Annotated in this window: 11 protein-coding genes; 1 reads left to right on the plus strand and 10 read right to left on the minus strand. The window is 44.1% G+C overall.

Annotated features, from left to right (window positions below):
- Window positions 1-62: 62 nt before the first annotated feature.
- The 10 genes from Q3W13_RS11490 to Q3W13_RS11535 all read right to left on the minus strand — a co-directional run bounded on the left by Q3W13_RS11490 (window position 63) and on the right by Q3W13_RS11535 (window position 13458).
- Window positions 63-2435, minus strand: a complete 2373-nt coding sequence (locus tag Q3W13_RS11490) for a ribonucleoside-diphosphate reductase subunit alpha (protein WP_302863897.1) — start codon at window positions 2433-2435, stop codon at window positions 63-65.
- A gap of 184 nt (window positions 2436-2619) precedes the next feature.
- Window positions 2620-3591, minus strand: coding sequence for a ribonucleoside-diphosphate reductase small subunit (locus Q3W13_RS11495; RefSeq protein ID WP_302863899.1), 972 nt, complete (start codon window positions 3589-3591; stop codon window positions 2620-2622).
- Window positions 3592-4028: 437 nt separating this feature from the next.
- A complete protein-coding gene (locus Q3W13_RS11500) occupies window positions 4029-4397 on the minus strand; it encodes a methionine-R-sulfoxide reductase (RefSeq protein ID WP_302863901.1) in 369 nt (122 codons plus the stop codon).
- A 370-nt stretch (window positions 4398-4767) separates the two neighbouring features.
- Window positions 4768-5772 carry a hypothetical protein gene (locus Q3W13_RS11505; protein ID WP_302863903.1) on the minus strand — a complete coding sequence of 335 codons (1005 nt, stop codon included), beginning with the start codon at window positions 5770-5772 and terminating at the stop codon, window positions 4768-4770.
- Between the two features lie 98 nt (window positions 5773-5870).
- Window positions 5871-6743 (minus strand): succinate--CoA ligase subunit alpha, encoded by an 873-nt coding sequence (gene sucD, locus Q3W13_RS11510; RefSeq protein ID WP_302863904.1) that lies wholly within the window; start codon window positions 6741-6743, stop codon window positions 5871-5873.
- Window positions 6744-7277: 534 nt separating this feature from the next.
- Window positions 7278-8501, minus strand: a complete 1224-nt coding sequence (gene dctA / locus Q3W13_RS11515) for a C4-dicarboxylate transporter DctA (RefSeq protein WP_302863906.1) — start codon at window positions 8499-8501, stop codon at window positions 7278-7280.
- Between the two features lie 98 nt (window positions 8502-8599).
- Window positions 8600-9382 (minus strand): hypothetical protein, encoded by a 783-nt coding sequence (locus Q3W13_RS11520; protein WP_302863908.1) that lies wholly within the window; start codon window positions 9380-9382, stop codon window positions 8600-8602.
- Window positions 9383-9630: 248 nt separating this feature from the next.
- On the minus strand, window positions 9631-10407 hold the full coding sequence (locus Q3W13_RS11525; protein ID WP_302863910.1) for a hypothetical protein: 777 nt from the start codon (window positions 10405-10407) through the stop codon (window positions 9631-9633).
- A gap of 291 nt (window positions 10408-10698) precedes the next feature.
- Window positions 10699-11493 (minus strand): hypothetical protein, encoded by a 795-nt coding sequence (locus Q3W13_RS11530; protein WP_302863912.1) that lies wholly within the window; start codon window positions 11491-11493, stop codon window positions 10699-10701.
- 228 nt (window positions 11494-11721) lie between these two features.
- Window positions 11722-13458, minus strand: a complete 1737-nt coding sequence (locus tag Q3W13_RS11535) for a capsule assembly Wzi family protein (protein ID WP_302863914.1) — start codon at window positions 13456-13458, stop codon at window positions 11722-11724.
- Window positions 13459-13914: 456 nt separating this feature from the next.
- Between Q3W13_RS11535 and Q3W13_RS11540 the strand changes: the two genes are divergently transcribed.
- Window positions 13915-17271, plus strand: a complete 3357-nt coding sequence (locus Q3W13_RS11540; protein WP_302863915.1) for a class I tRNA ligase family protein — start codon at window positions 13915-13917, stop codon at window positions 17269-17271.
- The last annotated feature ends 290 nt before the right edge of the window (window positions 17272-17561 follow it).

Genomic DNA, 17561 nt, shown 5'->3' on the forward strand with positions numbered 1-17561 from the left:
GCGTCTCTACTTGTAATTTGTTGCCATAAACTAAGACGCAAAATATTGCGTCTCTCTAGGAATCACGCCGAACAGGTTACACAGCCTTCTTCCATCGAACAAGTTGGGCCTGCTGGTACGTCGTCGTTGATCTCGGCAACAACTTCAGGTACAACAGCGTCCATGTTTTTGCCGCCCTGGCTTTCTACAGTAAATTTAACTGCTTGCGAAGCTGCCTGTGTGCGCAGGTAGTACATACCTGTTTTAAGGCCTTTCTTCCATGCATAAAAGTGCATCGAGGTAAGCTTGCTCGCATTCGGCGAGTTGATGAACAGGTTAAGCGACTGCGACTGGCAGATATAAGCGCCGCGGTCGGCAGCCATATCGATGATGTTACGCATCTTGATTTCCCATACGGTTTTGTACAGGTCCTTAATGTTCTGCGGAATTTCAGGAATATCCTGTATCGAGCCGTTTGCAGTGATGATCTTATCCTTCATGGTATTATTCCACAAGCCAAGATTCACTAAGTCGCGCAACAGGTGTTTGTTTACGATGATGAACTCACCACTTAAGACGCGGCGGGTATAAATGTTCGAAGTATATGGCTCGAAGCACTCGTTGTTCCCCAATATCTGGCTGGTTGAAGCAGTTGGCATTGGCGCTACTAACAATGAGTTGCGCACGCCGTAGTTCATTACATCCAGGCGAAGGTCTTCCCAGTTCCAGCGGCCGCTTTCCGGCTTAACGCCCCAAAGGTCGAACTGGAATTTACCCTCAGACAGCGGCGAACCTTTAAAGGTCTCGTACGGGCCATCTTTTATAGCCATATCTTTTGATGCAGTCATTGCAGCAAAGTAGATTGTCTCGAATATCTCTTTGTTCAGTTTTTTAGCTTCCTCGCTTTCGAATGGCATACGCAGCAGGATGAAGGCATCTGCCAGACCCTGTACGCCTAAACCGATTGGGCGATGGCGCAGGTTTGAGCGCTCTGCTTCTTCAACCGGGTAATAGTTACCGTCGATGATCTTGTTCAGGTTGATAGTTGCCTGGTAAGTAACTTCATACAATTTGTCGTGATCGAAGATACCATCGCGGATAAAGCGGGGCAACGCCAGCGAGGCCAGGTTACAAACAGCAATCTCATCAGCCGAAGTATACTCGATAATTTCGGTACAAAGGTTGGAGCTTTTAATGGTGCCCAGGTTTTGCTGGTTGGATTTGCCGTTAGCCGCATCTTTGTACAGAAGGTATGGCGTGCCGGTTTCAACCTGTGCATCCAGCACGGCAAACCACAATTCCTGTGCTTTTACTACTTTGCGTGCACGGCCTTCTTTTTCGTATTTTTTATAAAGTTTCTCAAAGTCCTTACCCCAGCAATCGGCTAAGCCCGGTGCTTCGTGAGGGCAGAATAAGCTCCAGTCCTCGTTAGCCTCAACGCGCTGCATAAACAGGTCAGACACCCATAGGGCGTAGAACAGGTCACGCGCACGCATTTCTTCTTTACCGTGGTTTTTGCGCAGGTCTAAGAATTCGAATATATCAGCATGCCATGGCTCAAGGTAGATAGCGAATGCGCCTTTACGCTTGCCGCCGCCCTGGTCAACATAACGGGCAGTATCGTTAAACACGCGCAGCATTGGGATAATACCATTGCTGGTACCATTGGTGCCGCTGATGTACGATCCTGTAGCACGCACGTTGTGGATGCTCAGGCCTATACCACCTGCGCTTTGCGATATCTTTGCAGTTTGTTTAAGAGTGTCGTAAATCCCTTCGATACTGTCATCTTTCATGGTTAACAGGAAACAGGATGACATTTGGGGTTTTGGTGTGCCGGCATTAAAAAGGGTTGGGGTGGCGTGGGTAAACCAACGCTCGCTCATCAGGTGGTATGTTTTGATGGCGCTTTCAATATCGTCTTTATGTATACCTACCGATACACGCATAAACAGGTGCTGCGGGCGCTCGGCTATTTTGCCATTTATTTTTAACAGGTATGATTTCTCGAGGGTTTTAAAGCCGAAGTAATCGAAACCAAAATCGCGGTCGTAAATAATACTGCTGTCTAACAGCTCTGCATTTTTTTCAATTACTTCCCAAACGTCGTCTGCTATTAACGAGGCTTCCTTGCCTGTTTTGGGGTCAACATAATCATGCAGTAAACGCATGGTTTCTGAAAACGACTTGATGGTGTTTTTGTGCAGGTTTGATACCGCAATACGCGATGCTAACAAAGCGTAGTCAGGGTGCTTGGTGGTAAGCGATGCCGCAGTCTCAGCAGCAAGATTGTCCAGCTCCGACGTGGTTACACCGTCAAACAAGCCTTCGATTACTTTTTTTGCCACGTCAATCGGGTCAACTAATTGAAACCCGTAGCACAGTTTTTCAATACGTGCCGTGATCTTGTCAAATTTTACCGACTCTTTTTTTCCGTCTCTTTTAATTACGAACATGTTTGTTTCCCCCCTTTTTTAATTCTGCCACCGGCAGAACAACTATTGTTTAATTAAATTTTAACACCCTGTTTTAGTGCCGGTTTAGGTAAGTTTCTATTTATTTTTTTACTGTTTTTTTTTCCTCAAACGTTTTTTGCAGCTGCTTCCGGACTTTTCCGGCTTTACTGACTTTTTGGACTTCCTAAAAATCCTCGTCCAGTGAAAACGATTTGCTTTCCTGCGAATTGAGTACGCCACTCTTCTGGTAATCACCAACGCGTTTTTCGAAGAAGTTGGTTTTGCCCTGCAGTGATATCATTTCCATAAAGTCGAACGGATTGGTTGCGTTGTAAACTTTGTCGTAACCAAGCTCGGTCAACCACCTGTCGGCTACAAACTCAATATATTGGCTCATCATCTTAGCATTCATGCCTATCAGGTTAACCGGCAAAGCATCGGTAACAAATTCTTTTTCAATTTCAACCGCATCCGTGATGATTTTGGTAGCCGCCTCTTTCGACAAGCGGTTCTCCAGCATCTTATACAGCAGGCAGGCAAACTCACAGTGCATACCTTCATCCCGCGAAATTAACTCGTTGCTGAAAGTCAATCCCGGCATCAGGCCGCGTTTTTTCAGCCAGAATATAGAGCAGAAACTACCTGAAAAGAATATGCCTTCAACTGCTGCAAAAGCCACCAGGCGCTCAGCAAAGGTTCCGTTATTTATCCAGCGTAAGGCCCATTGCGCTTTTTTGCTAACGCAGGGCACCGTCTCGATAGCGTGGAATAAACGGTCTTTTTCTACCGGGTCTTTAATGTAAGTATCGATCAGCAGCGCATAAGTTTCCGAGTGTATGTTTTCCATCATAATCTGGAAACCATAAAAGCACCGGGCTTCGGGCAACTGCACCTCGCTCATGAAATTAATGGCCAGGTTTTCGTTAACAATACCGTCGCTCGCAGCGAAAAATGCAAGCACGTGCGAGATGAAGTGACGCTCACCGTCGTTCATGCTTTCCCAATGTTTCATGTCGTCGCCAAGGTCAATTTCCTCGGCGGTCCAGAAGCTTGCTTCACACTTTTTGTACATCTCCCAAATTGCAGGATATTTAATCGGGAGGATTACAAAACGGTCTTTGTTTTCCCTAAGCAATAATTCTGTTTCCTGTTCCATGCGCTCCTTTTATTTACAAAATTTTCGTCTGCACTATTTAACATAATTTAACGCCGCGGACAGCCGACAGCAAGCCCGTAGCGTTAGTTTCCTGTTGATATCAAAGATTTACCAGATACCTCTAACTACTTAATTTTCACCTCACAAATCCCTGCCAAACTGCTTTTTATTTTTCGCCTGGGGTTGCTCATCAGCCGCATCCCTTATTTTAAATTACCGGTCGGCAAACAGTAACTTCAGATAGTATTTCAAGAAATTATAATCAAATATAAGCGATGCAATTTTATGATGATAGCCGAAGTTTTTAACACGCCCTATAAGTTGTCAACAAAACACCTGACTACACTTGCAATGCAGGTTTTTGGCTGCATAAAACCTGTTGAAATTGTATGTTAAAAATTATTTAGGCAGCCGTTAAAAAAACTTTTCTATGTTAATTAATCAGCTTTCGGAACAAACTTCATCGACACTGAATTAACGCAGTGGCGAACGTTTTTCGGTGTCAGATATTCGCCTTCAAAAACGTGCCCTAAATGGGCGCCGCAGTTAGCGCAAACTATCTCGGTACGGCGGCCATCCGCATCAGGAATACGCTTTACCGCATCGGGTATTTCATCGTCAAAGCTGGGCCAGCCGCAGTGCGACTCAAACTTCGATTCTGAGGTGTATAAAGGGGTGTCGCAACGCTTGCAGACATACAGGCCCTGGGCTTTATTGTTTAACAACGCACCAGTAAAAGGGCGCTCTGTTCCTTTGTGTAATATTACCCACTCTTCGTCGGGCGTTAATTGATTGTAATTACTCATATTCTTAACTTGATTTCAGTGATTAAATGATTTCACTGATAGAACAATTAGTGATTTTATGAATTAGCGAATCAGTGATTTTTCCTGGTAGATATATTTGTTTCGCTATATAAAGATACGACAAATCGGGCGGATACTTTGTTTTGGAGGAGGGAAATGACGGTGGGATTACAGGCGCTACAAGCTTGTTATTCGTCTGAACAATGATTTATAGGATGAGAGGACTTTAAGATACCGGTCGCTTTGCAAAGTCATGTTTGTAATGATAACAAATCCTTCAATCTGTCAATCCTACGAATTATAGTTCAGAAAAAAATTCAATCAACCGACGGGACGTTAATTTTTCAATTGTTCCAATAGATATCCATCATTACTCCCACCTCACTTTCTCCTTATTCTCAGCAATATACTGATAACATTGATCGAAATATTTCTTCATAGTTTTGTTAAAAGCACTTGCCCAGGCAATATCCTCATTACGGTAATGGGCCAGCCAGGCCATGGCGTAGGCTATCACCTGTTCGGGCAAAAAGCCGGTCTTTCGCATATTCCAACCCTGGTGAGATGAGCCTGTCCATTGCGAGAAGTTGAAATAAGAGTTCCCCATAAAAATACCGAAGCCGTAGGCCACTGCCATTAAGCTGGCTAAAAGCGGGTCGTTATCTTCCAAGACTTGTTCATTCGCTAGCTTAAAAGTGGCCAGTTCGTAAGCGAGGGTGGATACAAAACTTTGCGAATCATCCAATTGCCGCTCTTCTATCCAAATTTCTTTATTACCTAACCCATTATCCACATATTTGCCAACTGCATTGCTCCAGGTCCCTCTTATTTTTTCGCTTGGTGTTTCAACAATGCCTTCTGTGTATTTTGCAGACCGGTTTGAAAAATACATCAGCCGTATCTCCCATCCGTCTATATTCATTACCGAAATCATTTTCTGCAAAATATGTTTCGCGTCATCTTCGGTGAGTTTAGCCCCGACCTCCAAATCCACAAACGTTAATGTCGATAATGATTTAAAATATACCGGCTCAAGTATTTCGCCCAGCCATATTAGGTCTCCTTCTACCCATTTCTTATCAGCATCAGTAACGGGCAGCTTACTTTTGTTTTTCCAAAACCAGAAAAATTTCTTCTCTGGTTCTTCTTCAACTATTGCCTCATGCCGGACGTACCATTCCGCATTAAGACTCATTTGCCCGCAGCCGCCTTTGCTTCTGGAACAGGCCGTATCTATAAAAACTTTACCACAGCCAGGACATTCCCCGTGTGTTTCAAACGTATTCCACCTCGTTTTGCAAACATCGCACACCCAAAGACAATTTTCATCTGGTTCCCAGCCGCATTTAGGGCATCGTACATATTCTTCAGTCATGACAAAGTTTCTATCCCCTAAAAATAAAAAATCCCGGTTGATTAACCGGGATTTTTATATCTATTAAGCCAAAAACTTTTCAGCTTTCGCCTTTTACCTTATTTAGCCAATTCTTCAGCCAGTGCTGCGCCAATTTCTGCAGGCGATTCTACCACGCGGATACCGCACTCGCGCATAATTTTCATTTTGGCTGCTGCAGTATCATCGGCGCCGCCAACAATTGCACCGGCGTGGCCCATACGGCGTCCCGGAGGCGCTGTCTGGCCGGCTATAAAGCCAACTACTGGTTTAGTACCGTTTTCTTTTATCCAGCGCGCTGCTTCGGCTTCCATACCACCGCCAATTTCGCCTATCATAATAATACCATGAGTCTCAGGGTCGTTCATCAGCAACTCAACAGCTTCTTTGGTAGTTGTGCCGATAATCGGGTCGCCGCCGATACCAATAGCGGTTGTAATGCCTAAACCGGCTTTTACAACCTGGTCAACCGCTTCGTAAGTAAGCGTACCTGATTTTGAGACTACACCAACATGTCCTTTCTTAAAGATGAAGCCTGGCATGATACCGATCTTAGCTTCGTCGGCAGTAATGATGCCAGGGCAGTTAGGACCGATCAAGCGGGTGTCCCTGCCTTTAATATACTCCTTCACCATGATCATATCCTTTGTCGGGATACCTTCGGTGATACAAACAATAACTTTTATGCCTGCTTCGGCTGCTTCCATAATCGAGTCCGCCGCAAAAGCAGGGGGAACGAAAATGATAGAAACATTAGCGCCGGTTTCGGCAACTGCATCAGCAACAGTATTAAATACCGGCCTGTCTAAGTGCTGCTGACCACCTTTGCCCGGGGTTACACCACCTACAACATTTGTTCCGTACTCAATCATCTGCGAAGCATGGAAACTGCCTTCTTTACCTGTAAAACCCTGAACTATTACTTTGGAATCTTTATTTACGAGTACACTCATTGGATTTTCTGATTTTGTAGCGCAAAGCTAAAAAAAAATTGTCCCCGTACCCCGTAACGGCAGAACAATTTTACAATTAGGTTATTAGAAGTAATACCTGAGTTCATGATTTTCGAATTGCTCTGTTGGGAACAAAATATTGGTAGAAAATAATGAAATTACATTTGCGCTTTGCATCTGCGTAACATCTACCGGGTTACGCACCTGCGGAGCGGATGTTTTATTTGTTTTTTTACCGATATTAGCCCCCGCTGGGGGCCTGGCTTAATTTAAATATAGGCTAAAGCCGTCCTCACGAAACCAAATCAGCTTAACAGTCCAAAATTTTCTGAATCAACATATTTTTTGTCACGCGCTCGGATTGCGTAGAATAAGAAGCCGACAACGGCCAGCAGTACTTTTGTTTTGGTAGACATTCCCATAGATAAATAGTTGAGTTTAAAACGAGCGGGGTATTAATAAATTAACCGATGGGAAAATTAATAGTTTAAAAAATAAAAAATAAGTTAATTTTATTAGCCTATCCCACTCCTCTTAGGTTCTGGGCGCAAACTCCCCCTCACTCTTCGCAATCACAATCGTAGCAATTCCATTACCAATCATATTGGTAATAGCCCTCGCTTCCGACATAAACCTGTCCACACCAAATAAAATCGCCAGGCCCTCTATAGGTATTATTTTTAAAGCAGTGAGCGTAGATGTGAGGATGATAAAACCACCGCCCGTAACTGCCGCTGCGCCTTTTGAGGTTATCATTAATATACCTATCAGCATTACCTCCTGCCCGATGGTAAGCGGCACCTGAAAAACCTGCGCCAAAAAGATTACAGCCATAGAAAGATAAATCGTAGTGCCGTCGAGGTTGAAAGAATAGCCGGTAGGAATAACCAATCCTACCACTGATTTTGAACATCCGAACTTTTCCATTTTTTCCATCATGGCCGGTAAAACTGTTTCGGAAGAAGAGGTACCCAGCACAACCAGTATTTCATCTTTTATAAACTTTAAATATTGCCACAGGCTGAACTTGTAAAGGCGACATATAATATTAAGCACAATGAAGATAAACAGGAACATGGTAAGATACACCGATCCCATCAGCTTGGCCAGCGGTTCCAGGGATTTAACGCCGTAAGTGCTGATGGTATATGCCATCCCGCCAAACGCACCTATAGGCGCCAGGCGCATCACCATGTGCATAATGTTGAAGAACACCTTCGATATCTTTTCGAAAAGTGTTATCACAGTTTCACCCGAATCGCCCATTTTACTCAATCCAAAACCGAACAATACCGCAAAGAATAGTATCTGCAATATATCGCCCCTGCCGAAAGCGTCTGTTATATTTGATGGGATGATATGAATAAAAAAGTCGCCCCAGTGCATTTCGGAGGCGGCTTTCTGGTAGGTGTCAAGCTTGCTGTTATCAACTGCAATGTGGCTGGTAAAATGCCCGCCAGGCTTCACCACGTTGGCAACAACAATACCGATTACCAGCGCAAAAGTGGTTACTATCTCGAAGTAAAGCAGTGCCTTCCCCCCTACCCGGCCCACCTTTTTCATATCGTTCATGCCTGCAATGCCCAGCACTATTGTTAAAAATATAATGGGTGCAATCAGCATCGTTATCAGGGCAATAAACATCTTACTGATGGTATTTGCGGTTGGGCCGAAAGATGGGTATAAATAGCCAACTATAATGCCCAGCACGATACCGGCAATTACCTGGAAATTCAGGTTAAGCAGAAGTTTCTTCATCTCTCAATAATACAAATATTCGCCCTGATATTTAAAAACAAAAAGCTCCTGCGGGGAGTTAGCCTGCAGAAGCCTTGTTGACATAAATATGAATTATTTTAAACTACGACGCCGGTTCTGATATCAACATTGTAGGTTTTGCCGTGAATGCTCACTTTGGCCTGGTGGTTGCCAAGGAAAGTAATGGTGCCGGTAAAATTCCAGCTTCCTTTTGAGCCTGTCCCCTTAGTGCTGAAGCTTATGGTGCCGCTTAATATATCATCATCATCTCCGGACCCTAATACGATGTTGTTGATTATATAATTAAAGGCACGGGTACCGCTTTTGTTCCCGGTTTTGTATTTATAAGCAGTGGTTGAATTCAATGTACCTTTTAACGTTGATGGTGAATTGGCATCGTTGATGTCTGAAATCGCCAGTGTCAGCGTTTCCTGAAGTTTCGAGGTCGCCGTCAATTCCGGGGTAGATATGGCAATGCTTAAGTCGTCGTTAGTACTGAAACCGGTCAGGTTGTCATTGGAACAGCTAAAGGAAAACTTTATATGACCTGATACCTGGAGTGTACTGTCTTTACCGGCGGTTACCGATGCGTTGATAGCTGTATCGATAACTAAACCGCAAAAAGGGTTGCTCAAATCATGCAGTTTAGGACCACTCAGATGTTTTGCGCCGAAACTGGATGGGCCTTGCATACCTTCGCCAAAGTTAACACCGCCATATTCTCCGAATAAAGCGCTGTTAAGATCAAGGACCACTTGTGTGGTAACCTGGCTTTCAGTTAATGCGGGGCCGGCAGGGCTGCTGTCAGATTTTTTACAGGCACTATAAACTATAGCCATGCCTGCAAGCATAACAATGGGAAGTAAAAATTTGATTTTCATTTAAAATTGGATTACTACTGTGATAAAATTGATTCTCTTATTTCTTTCGTCGTATACGTTTAAACATAGATGAAAGATACAACTAATATAATCGTTACAATTTATATTCCAGTTATAATTTAACCAACAACATTTACTTATTTCACTATAAGTAAATGTTGTTATTGCAATGCGTAGAGTTTAACCTGTTTAGATAAATAAAAATATTATACAGGTGGAGCTCTTAATTGGTTTATACTGTACTTCTGTTAAACGGCCGTAACAGCTCCCGTTAACAAATCCACCAGATATGTTTTATTCAGGAAAGCTAACTTGGCTTTATGGTTGCCCAGGAAAGTAAGGACTGAAGTGTAATCCCACGAGCCTGTGCTGCCTGCACCTTCCGATTCCAGGTTAACTGTACCGCCTGTAATATCATTATCGCCGGCATGCACAAATACATCCATAAATTTATAAGTGCTTACCATGCTAGTGTAGCTGGACGGATTGGTATAGTCTTGCCGGATGATTGACTTCAGGGTACCGCTAAACGTAAAGTTAGAGTTGGCAGCGTTTAAGCCCCTTACCTGATAATCCTGGTTAAGGTAGTAGCTAAAGGTATAAGCGGGAGTGCCGCTTGTTTCGCCGCTGATGTTCAATATGGTGTTAACATCGTAACCGGTGGTTTTATTGGTAACATCGTCGCAAAGAAACTGGTAATGTACGCTGCCGGTGGTAGTTGATTTAGTGGCGCCATCATCAAAAGGAATATTCAGGCTGTTGTCGTTAAAAAAGCCACAGCCTGTTTCGCCCTGTACCTTAAGCTTTGGATTAGAAGCGGTAAGCGTTGAGTTGGCAGCGACGCCATCTTTTATACTTGCACCACCGTATCCGCCGGATAACGACTGCACGAGGTTTGTCGCAATTGCTTTAACCTGGTCAAGCGTTGGCCCTGCTGGTTGTTTGTTTTCTGCTTTTTTACAGGCTGAATAAAATAGGGCAACGGCTAATAGTACTGGCACCGCCCTGCGTAGGTTTAAATTCATGCTTTCAACATTTAGTTTACAATTTGTTTATCGCCTTAAGTAAGGCAATAAACATACCATTGGAACTTAAATACGCCGACCGGTCGCTTTGTAAGCGTTTTGTTAGTATAATTAAGCCGACTTACAGCGTGCCTTCCTATAACTCCAAGGTTACTGACGGTATCTTTGTTTAATCTGCAGGCACGCTTGAAACCGGCCATTTCAAAATCTGGGGAATAGATTGCCGGATTGTATAAAAAAAGCCCCTCACCGTAACCGGTAAGGGGCCTGATAAGTTATTTATTGACTCCGTTAAACAGGTGTTACGACACCGGTTAGCAAATTAACACTGTACGAATGTCCGTCGAAGGTTATAATAGCTGTGTGGTTGCCTATGTATTCAATAGTTCCCTCATACTCCCATTTGCCAAACTGGTTGCGGCCCCTGGTTGTAAATGTTGCAGAACCGCTGATGATGTCCAGATTATTATGGACATCAATAACCAGGTTATGCATTACATAATTTTGGTGCTGATAATAAGTGTTAGCCAGGTGGGTAGTATCAACAAATGGACCGCTGCCGTTTCTGAAATAGCCGAACGACTTCAATTTTCCGTCCATGGAAACCTTGCTGTAAGATAAATCCAATGCCTGCACCTTGTATGACTGGGTAATAGCATATATAAATGCATAGCCCGGCGCTTTACCTGCGTTGATAAAGTCTGTAAATACTTTGTATCCGTCGGGCACAGTTGATGAACAGGTATAGGTAAATTTAAACCTTCCGCTAACTACCGATTTGATACTGTCGCCTTGTGTAAACACATATTTAGTGGTGGTATCAATGGTAAAGCCGCAGAGGGAATTAAAGCTGTTTAAAACCTTAGGTTTTACAGAAGCCAGTACGGCAGGTGGCTTAACACCATCGTTCAGGCTAACGCCGCCATAATTGCCGGCAAGTGCGTTTGCGAAATCTTTGCCAATTAAACCTGCGACATCTTTCGGCGACGCATTGGGAACCGGTGCATCACCTACTTTTTTACATGCAGTATAAAAGAATACCAAGCTGACTAATGCAGCCGCCATTAGTTTGACGGTAAGTTTCATTTTAGAAATGTGTTAGTGTGTTCAATAATTTATCTACCCTAAAAATATATAAAACCAAGGCCTTCGTTATATTTTTTTTAAAAAAAGTTCCGTTTATGCTTATTAATTACAACATTTTTACCGACAAGTAAATAACAATTGTTTATTGGTTAACGCCTTGTAAATATTCACGTTAAATGCATTTAATAACTATCAATTGCTTCAGGTGCTGATATAAAGGATGATACTCTAAAAGCGATAAGTTATGGCAACATTCAGTTTGATGTTATTTGCATCAAGCGACCGCTGATTATAATAAGAGATGTCAGGGTCGTTCCTGAATTTCCATTCATAGTTAAGCTCCCTTACATACAGTAATGAAGCCGACAGCAAAATATTATCAAAATCCCAATCGCTGCTAACGCCGCCGCTATAATCAACCCAATGCCGGCGCGTCTCGCCCGCCGCAAAAGCCTTATAATAAAAATCGGCATTATGCTCGTAGCGCTGTATCTGCAGGCCGATACGCTTAATGCCGTTAATCCATGATACATCAAGCGTTTGCAAACCGCTGCCTGGGCCTATGCCCGCCCCAAGCACTTCGCCATAGTTAGTGTAGCCCGCCCTAACCTGCGAATGTGCGTACCAATAACCAGATTTTCTATTTACAACATCGTCTGATGGCTGCGCCATCTGGGTGGTTTCGAGTCCTACCTGTATTTGTTCATCAGGCCGACCCTCGAGCCCGATTATTTTCCGGAACCCCATGGTATAAGCCCTTGAATGTTCCGGGTCCAGTAAAAAGTCCCTTGCATCCCAGTTGTGATCCTCTCTGCCATATTCAAAATAAATCTCTGCATTGCCGCCTGTCCAGAGCCACCGCATAAAGACTGAGGCAAGCTGGTCACGCTTCGCCGCATCTTCCGACACAACGCCCGATACCGGATCATAAAAACTATCCCTCAAAAAAGATGAGAAGAAGGGAATATAATCGCCTAACTTATGCCCCAAATCATTGTGATATACCTGAAACGCTCTTGTTGCTCCCAAAAACAGGCCAGGGACCCATTTAGGATGGTAAGTAAAAACGAAGCCCGATAAATACCGCCAGTCGTTAGATTTGGGTCTGTACAGGTTGTCCATATTACCTTCCTGTCCCGGCGCCAGCGGCGCATAGCCTGATGCATTTAATTTGCCCGCTATTACCTGTGTTTCAAATGAACCGATAGGCGTGTTTACGGGCCTGGTAGTATTAAGTGTAAGATGTGCAAAGCCTCTTGCATTGTTACTCATCAATAGTGAGTTCTGTATCCCGGGCCCCCACCACAGGTTTTCGGTAGAAAGACCGAAGGAGACCGGGTCGAAAGTAATGCGTATACTGCTTGGACCAGGTAATAACCTGGTATACGCAGAAGTACCAAAACGCTCCGGTGCATCTATCTGGTTGTAAACACCATACCAGGCTTTCCATGCATTATTATCATTTCCGGCCTGGGTAAAGCCGTCGAACGCTTTATTTTGCGCAAAAAGGAATTCCGGCCGGAACTGGATACTTAAAAAACTATATTTCGCATATACACCCCCACTCAACAGCGTTTGGTACCCGGCAGCCGGGATCATCGAACCGTCATTCCAGCCGTAAGGGTTATGTGTGTTGTATTGATTGCTCCAGGTAACCGGCAATATTTTTACCAGGCCTTTATCGCCTGCAAATTTATAGTCAGGGACTCGTTGCAGACCACTTTCACCAAAACTTTTGTCCGGGTCGAAAGCGTCATTTAAGCCGAAAGCAGCGCCCGGAAACAGCGGGCGCACGGTAAATGACACACTTGAATCAAGCTTTCCCAGTAGTTGCTGCCTGCGGTACATATCTTCAATCACAGGCGTCCCTACCGGAACGGTTTGTGCATCTGCTACGCCGCAAAGCAAAAATAACAATGCAGTAAAAAGGCCTTTGGTAAAGCCATTACCTAAAAATGAGGGCATCAATAGTAAAATTTAATTCGTATATCGTTCTGTTTATTAATGAAGCAAAGAAATCAAACGAGTTAACCGGGCTTTTCTATGATTGCTCATGGTGATGACCGTACCTTACCGCCTGTCTGCACTCAAAAATTTTGCGATTCAACAATTTATCGCACTCAAAATAGTCAAAATTTATACCCGAGTAAACATTTAGCTCATAAATTAAAACAACAACCCGACGAGAAATAAATAATTAAACAAAAGGAAATATCTGTAATCAAGAGTATATGCTCGATAACAGACCGGTATAAAAATCAATTCCCTTTTGCACGAATTGTGGACAAAGCGGGAATTTATTACCTCGTTTGATGCCCGGCTGATCACATTTAAACCGGTTTCCCCTTTTTGACCCAACAATCACTACCATCCTAATAGAGATTTTCTTAATTTCGCAACCTTATATGCCTTATAATATATATGGACTATCAATTTAAAGATATCGAGCAAAAGTGGCAGAAGTTCTGGGCAGAGAACCAGACTTTTAAAGCGGAAGACAAAAGCACCAAGCCAAAGTACTACGTGATGGACATGTTCCCTTACCCATCTGGTGCGGGGCTGCATGTAGGCCACCCGCTGGGCTATATTGCTTCTGATATTTTTGCCCGTTATAAAAGGCTGAAGGGTTTTAATGTACTGCACCCGATGGGTTACGACAGTTTCGGCCTGCCGGCGGAGCAGTACGCCATTCAAACAGGGCAGCACCCGGCTATTACTACCGAGGCTAACATTGCCACCTATCGCCGCCAGTTAGACCAAATCGGCTTTTCGTTCGACTGGAGCCGCGAGGTGCGTACCAGTTCGCCTGACTTTTATAAATGGACGCAGTGGATCTTTATGCAGCTTTTTAACAGCTGGTATAATAAAGATGCTGATAAAGCCGAAAGCATAGAAAAGCTGGTTAGCCATTTTGAACAAAATGGTTCTGCCGGTATCAATGCTGTGTGTGACGATGATATTCTTTCTTTCACGGCGGATGAATGGAAAGGCATGAGCAACCAGGCGCAGCAGGAAGAACTTTTAAAATACCGCCTTACCTATTTACGCGAAAGCACCGTGAACTGGTGCCCCGCATTAGGCACCGTATTGGCCAACGACGAGGTTAAAGATGGCTTTAGCGAGCGCGGCGGGTACCCTGTTGAACAAAAGAAGATGATGCAGTGGAGCATGCGCATTACTGCCTATGCCGACCGCCTGCTGAAAGGCCTCGACACTATAGACTGGCCTGAGCCTTTGAAGGAAATGCAGCGTAACTGGATTGGCAAGAGTGTTGGAGCGAGTGTAAGATTTAAGCTGGAAAACTCTTCTGATTTTATAGAAGTCTTTACAACACGTGCTGATACTATTTTCGGGGCAACATTTTTGGTGCTCGCGCCGGAACATGAGCTGGTGCCATTATTAACCACTGACGCACAAAAAGCGGACATCGATGCCTATGTTGCCCAGGCGAAAAAGAAATCGGAACTGGAGCGTATGGCAGAGGCTAAAACCGTATCGGGGGCTTTTACGGGCAGCTATGCCATTAACCCGGTTAATGGTGAAAAAATACCGGTATGGATCGCTGATTATGTTTTAGCCGGCTATGGAACCGGTGCAGTAATGGCCGTACCATCTGGCGACCAGCGCGATTATCTTTTCGCCAAACGTTTCGAATTACCGATCATACAGATCATCGACATCCAAAAAATTGAAACGGAGGCCGACCCGACCAAGGAAGGCAAGTATATAAATTCGGATTTTATAAACGGACTCAACTACAAAGAGGCTACCGCCGCTGTAATTGCCAAACTGGAAGAAATAGGCGCAGGAAAGGCCAAGATAAACTTCAGGATGCGTGATGCCATTTTTGGCCGTCAGCGCTATTGGGGCGAACCGGTGCCTGTGTATTTTAAAGACGGACTGCCCTATTTGATTGATGAAAAGGATTTGCCGCTAGTATTGCCTGAGGTTGATAAATATCTTCCCACTGAAGACGGAGAACCACCATTGGCGAGGGCTAAGGGCTGGAATTATAAACCACATACTCCTCCGGTCGCCCCCTCTAAATCTCCCCCGGCTGGGGAGACTTTAGCTGCGGAAGCGGGTAGCAATTTTTCAGAAGATGAAAAATTGCCGGATTATTTAACTGGCGCTTATCGGGAAACAGCAGATGCGTATATATATGAACAGCTAAGAGACTTCAGCAGAGAGAACAGAAAAAACCCAACTCATGCTGAGAACATTCTGTGGCAGTTGCTTCGAGGTAGCCAAATCGGTCACAAAATAAGGAGACAACATGCAATTGACGCATATATTGGAGATTTTGTTTCGCTACAAAAGGGTTTAGTTATTGAATTAGACGGCCATCACCATAAGCTAAATAAAGAAGCTGACGACATCCGTACCGGGGTGCTTAATCATTTTGGGTTTACTGTTATACGTTTTTCTAATGATGAAGTGCTGGAGAATCCACAAAAAGTAGCTTCAGTGATTAAGCAGAAATTAGATGAAATGCCGGAGAGAGATTTAAGCAAGTTATCCGACACATTCCCGAAGCGTGCAGTTCAAGTCTCCCCTACCGGGGGAGATTTAGAGGGGGCTTCGGACGATGTAGAATATTCTTACGAGTTAAGCACCATGCCCGGCTGGGCCGGCAGCAGTTGGTATTGGTTCCGCTATATGGATGCGCATAACGATAAGGAATTTGCATCGCGCGAGGCTATCGGGTACTGGAAAGATGTTGACCTTTATATAGGCGGCAGCGAGCATGCCACCGGGCACCTGTTGTATAGCCGTTTCTGGAACAAATTTTTGAAAGACCTTGGCCTGGTGATTGAAGAAGAGCCTTTTAAAAAGCTGATTAACCAGGGGATGATACAGGGGCGCAGTAACTTTGTGTATCGCCTGATGGATGATGAGGGACGCCCTATCAATACATTTGTATCGCACGGGTTGATAAAACAATACAAAACATCTCCATTACATGTTGATGTAAACATCGTGGACAACGAAGTACTGAATGTCAATAAGTTTAAGCAATGGCGCCCTGAGTATGCTGACGCTGAATTTATTTTGGAAAACGGCAAATACATATGCGGAGTTGAGGTTGAAAAGATGTCGAAATCAAAATACAATGTGGTTAATCCGGACGACCTGATTGACCGCGTTGGCGCCGACACCCTACGCATGTACGAAATGTTCCTTGGCCCGCTGGAGCAAAGCAAACCCTGGAATACCAATGGTATCGAGGGTGTGTTTAAATTCCTGCGTAAATTCTGGAGGTTATTTCATGATGCTGACTGGAACTTTAAGGTATCAGATGCTGAGCCAACCAAAGCCGAATTAAAATCATTGCATAAGATCATCCGCAAAGTTGAGGAGGATATCGAACGCTTTTCGTTCAACACATCGGTGTCGAGCTTTATGATCGCAGTGAACGAACTCACCGATCTGAAATCGAACAATCGGGCTATTTTGAGCGATATGGTTATTATCCTGTCGCCCTATGCGCCGCATATCTGCGAGGAATTGTGGGTATTGCTGGGTAACAAGCCGGGCTCATTATCACACACACCTTATCCGCAATTTAACCCGGATTACCTGGTGGAAGATGAGTTTGCGTACCCGGTATCCATAAACGGCAAAACCAAACTCAATCTTAACATATCACTTAGCCTTGAAGGCGCCGATGTAGAAGCCTTTGTTTTAGGCAGCGCCGATGTGCAAAAATACCTTGAAGGCAAAACGCCTAAAAAAGTGATTGTGGTTAAGGGCCGAATTGTGAATATTGTGGTATAAACCAAATGGCGCATAGCGATGGGCGACGCCCATCGCTGACATATGTATCCCCTTCCGGGAATTAAACTACAGGTTTAACCTTAATCTACTTCACTGAAAGGGAAAAATATGTCAGCGAAGGGGTATAGCCCTGCGTTGAATAAAGACAAGCGCGCAAAAAATATTTCATCATTCCTGTCACGTTTTGCATGTTCGGATTGTTATGATATGAGAGATTAATAACAATATGGCATTCTATCAATTCATGAGCAAAAACCCCGGTTCCGGCAATCATTATTGTACATTATACA

The sequence above is a fragment of the Mucilaginibacter sp. L3T2-6 genome (assembly GCF_030519355.1).
Taxonomy (GTDB): Bacteria; Bacteroidota; Bacteroidia; order Sphingobacteriales; family Sphingobacteriaceae; genus Mucilaginibacter.